We start from the raw sequence: 3,709 nt of genomic DNA, 5'->3' as shown, positions 1-3,709 counted from the left end.
GTCCCAGATGGCGCACCGCTTGCGCCGTGCTGGAACCTGACCACACAGCCGCCGATCTCGCCGGTGATTCAGAGCGGCATGCGCCGATTTGGGGCGCACAAAGCTGGCTGATTGTCCCGAATTGTCGCATCGTGCTTTCCAAACAAGGTGAGCGCCGGGAAGCGGTCCGGATTTTCGGGCCGATGCGACGGTCGCGAGGAATGCATGGATCCCATTCGCATCGACGACCCGCAAGATCCGCGCGTCGCTGCCTATCTCGACATTCGCGAGCGTGACCTCGCCGGCCGGCAAGGCCGCTTCGTCGCCGAAGGCAAGGTGGTGCTCGACCTGCTGCTCACAACTGGACGCTTTGCCGCCGAATCGGTCCTCGTCCTGGAAAACCGGCTGGCGGGTCTCGACAAGATCCTGAGCAAGGCGCCCGCCGATCTCCCGGTCTATGTGGCAACCAGCGCGGTGATGGACGCAATCGCCGGATTTCACATGCATCGCGGCATCCTGGCCATGGGCCGCAAGGGAGCGCCGCAGCCGGCCGAAGCCCTGCTCGATGGCTTGCCGCCTCGTGCGCTGGTCGTGGTGCTCGTCGGCATCGCCAATCATGACAATGTGGGCTCGATCTTCCGCAACGCCGCCGCCTTTGGCGCTGACGCGGTTTTGCTGGATGCGACGTGCTGCGACCCGCTCTATCGCAAGGCGATCCGCGTTTCGGTCGGCGCCGCGCTCAAGATCCCGTTCGCATCGTTCACCGACACCGCCGGCTTCACAACGATGCTCGCCCGACGTGGCTTCGAACAATTCGCGCTCTCGCCCCGCGGGGAGACCGACATCCGCGATGCGCAGCGCAGCGAGCGCCTGGCGCTCTATCTCGGCACCGAGGGCGAAGGCTTGCCGGACGACCTGCTCGCAAGCCTGCACGACGTGCGGATCACCATGGCGGAAGGCTTCGACAGCCTGAATGTCGCCGCGGCTTCAGCCATCGCGCTGCATCATTTTTCGGCTAGAGCAATTCTAGGAAAAGTGTGAAGCGGTTTTCCGTCCAGAATTGCCTCAAAGCAAAGAGTTAGGGCATTTCGCCGTTTCCGTGAAACGGTGAAATGCTCTAAGGAGACCTGATCTCAGCTTGTCGCGTCAGCCTTCTGCAGCGCGCGCACGCGGTCGGCAAGACTGCGGTCACCGTTGCCGGAGCGTGCGTCCGACGGTACCGCCAATGCCATGGCGATCGGCGAACCAGGCCCCTCGAGCTTGGCCGTCAGATGGACGACCTCCGCCGCCAGCTCGTTCATCTGCTCGCGCAAGGCGGAGCTGCTGTCAGCGGCCTTGGAGGCGGCCAGTGCGGTGAGATCCGCCTTCAGCCGTTTGTTCTCGCGCGCCAGCGCCGTCAGCCTCGCCTCGAGCTGCTCACGGTCGCTATCGAGCTTGGCGATTGCCTTGTCGAAATCATCGCTCCTCGCGACATCGCCGCCCTTGCCGACCAGCCGCAAGGCTGGCGCGCTGTCCTCGGATTTCGATCTTTCGCGCATGCGTGCCAGTTCCTTTTCGCGGCGGTCGAGTTTGTCTTCTCGATCGGCAAGTGTGGCCAGCAGCCGTTCGACCTTCTTGTCGAGCTCGGCGGTCTTTTTCTTCTCGGCTTTCAGGGCGTCCCGCGCGGCCTTGCTTTCGGCCGCGATTTCCTGGCCGCGCCTGTCGGCTTCCTTGCGCTGGCCGCGCAGCATCGCAATGTCACTGGCGAGTTTCTGCATTTCGGACTCTCGCGCCACGAGCTCGATCTGCCGGCTGCTCGAGGAAAAACTGGCGTCGTCATACATGCGCTCCAGCTTTTCCAGCTCAAGGGCGCGCTTTTCCAGCTTGCGTTCGGTTTCCTTCAGACGCTCCGAAAGCTGCTGCAACTCGCCCTCTCGCTGACGCAGCGCTTCGTTCTTCGCGCCCAGCTCGGTCAGCACCTGGTTCTTGTCAGTCCGCTCGACCGCCAGGCCCTTCATGGCCTCGCGACCGCGATTGATCTCGACCAGTTGTTCGGCCGCCTTCTCACGCAACGCCTTGACGCTGATTTCCAGGCGGCGCGTCGTCATGGCGTATTCGGCGCGGATGCGATCCTTGTCCGCCTGGATCTCGGTCTGCGTCAGAGGGATCGAGGATTCGATGCGTTTGCGTGTAAGCGCGACCGCACGACGCCATATGGCCGGAGCCACCATGAGCGCCAGAAAGCCAGCGCAGAGAAAGCCGAGGACGAAGAACAGGACCGACTGGACCAAGTGACTACCCGTTGTGGCCGGCAAGCATCAAAAGCGCATAGATCGCTTTGACTGTGCCACGTTGACATGGCGGAAATCCAGCGTTGCGGCAAGGGTTTGCCGCAACGGTACGAGTTTAATGCATGTCGACCCAAAAGCGGTCCCGGTTTTGGACAACGACAGCCAAGGACTTCAGCCTAGAACGGATTCCACGTGGCCCGCTCGGTAAGCTTCAGATAGCCGAGATTGACGCCGAGCCGAGCACCGACGCCGGTGCGGATCGGCACCAGGAGAACATTGTTGTTCTTCAGCACGTTGAAGCCGACGCCCGCCACCACATAGGCTGAACCGGCAACGCCGCCATAGCGGTTGTAGAGGCTGCCCACATCATCGAGATTGTAGACCAGCATCATCACCCGCGACCCCTCGCCGCCGAAATCCCAGCCGAGCGACGGGCCTTGCCAGAACACTTTGTGGTCGCCGGCATTCTTGGTGTAGAGCGTGCCTTCGCCATAGGTCAGGCCACCGATCAGCGCACCAGAACCCTCTTCGCCCAGCAGATAGCCGTTGGGCAGGCCGTAGGAGGCAAAAATCTTCTCGATCACCGTGGCGAGTCCGCCCGATGTGGCGCCAAAAAATTTGTGACCGGAATCGACAATCTCCTGAGCGGTGTATTCCTGGGCCCGCAGGGCTGAAGTCGAGAAGACGAGAACGCCCAGGAGCGTGACCGCCATTGAGAAGACACGGAGAAAGCTCCGGTCGTAGTATCGGGAAAACATGCTTCCAATCTCCGTCAGGGAGCACCTTCGCCGACGCCTCGCACCCCGTACGGCTCTTTTAGCCGGCCGTTAAGGGTAACTGTTAGGGGCAAATTATGCCGTAATCCTTTTTCAACCATTAAGCTCCCACATGAACATGGCGGTTCGAAGGCTGTTTGGGGTCGCTCAATTGGGGTCGGCAGCCTGCGTGAACACGCCATTTGCCACAACCACAATTTGGATTTGTTGCTGCACGCACGGGCGCTGTGTATTCAGAAAGCCTGAGGAGAGAGTGCGTGATTCGTGTGGCAGGCGACGATCGATCGCCCGGCCATGAGTTGTGAGATTTTGCAGGGATTTTTCGCCGATGGCCGATCTGTTCACCCTTTCCGCACCCGATCTGGCAGCGCTTTTGTGCAGCCGGGTCTGCCACGATATCATCTCGCCGGTCGGCGCGATCAACAACGGGCTCGAATTGCTTGATGAAGGCGGCGCCGATGAGGACGCCATGAAGCTGATCCGTCAGAGCGCCCGCAACGCTTCGGCCCGCCTTCAGTTCGCCCGCATCGCCTTCGGTGCCGCCGGTTCGGCCGGTATGTTGATCGATACCGGCGATGCCGAAGCGGTCGCCATCGCCTTCCTCAAGAACGAAAAGCCGGAACTGACCTGGAACGGGCCCCGCGCGTTGCTGCCCAAGAACAAGGTCAAGCTGCTGCTCAACCT

4 protein-coding genes are annotated in these 3,709 nt (G+C 61.6%); 2 read left to right on the top strand and 2 right to left on the bottom strand.

Annotated elements, in window-relative coordinates:
* Nucleotides 1-204 precede the first annotated feature (204 nt).
* Nucleotides 205-1,020, top strand: a complete 816-nt coding sequence (locus ENZ74_RS25445; protein WP_063168873.1) for an RNA methyltransferase — start codon at nt 205-207, stop codon at nt 1,018-1,020.
* Nucleotides 1,021-1,112: 92 nt separating this feature from the next.
* Here the strand turns inward: ENZ74_RS25445 and ENZ74_RS25440 are convergent, their stop codons facing one another.
* Together ENZ74_RS25440 and ENZ74_RS25435 are read right to left on the bottom strand one after the other, a co-directional pair.
* Nucleotides 1,113-2,249, bottom strand: coding sequence for a hypothetical protein (locus ENZ74_RS25440; RefSeq protein WP_063168874.1), 1,137 nt, complete (start codon nt 2,247-2,249; stop codon nt 1,113-1,115).
* A gap of 176 nt (nt 2,250-2,425) precedes the next feature.
* Nucleotides 2,426-2,962, bottom strand: coding sequence for an EipA family protein (locus ENZ74_RS25435; protein ID WP_224621527.1), 537 nt, complete (start codon nt 2,960-2,962; stop codon nt 2,426-2,428).
* A gap of 391 nt (nt 2,963-3,353) precedes the next feature.
* Between ENZ74_RS25435 and ENZ74_RS25430 the strand changes: the two genes are divergently transcribed.
* A partial coding sequence (locus tag ENZ74_RS25430) for a histidine phosphotransferase family protein (RefSeq protein ID WP_245471004.1) occupies nt 3,354-3,709 on the top strand: 356 nt, incomplete at its 3' end.

The sequence above is a fragment of the Mesorhizobium sp. M7A.F.Ca.CA.002.15.2.1 genome, assembly GCF_003998715.1.
Classification (GTDB): domain Bacteria; phylum Pseudomonadota; class Alphaproteobacteria; order Rhizobiales; family Rhizobiaceae; genus Mesorhizobium; species Mesorhizobium ciceri.
This window is presented reverse-complemented; position numbering and strand designations above follow the sequence as displayed.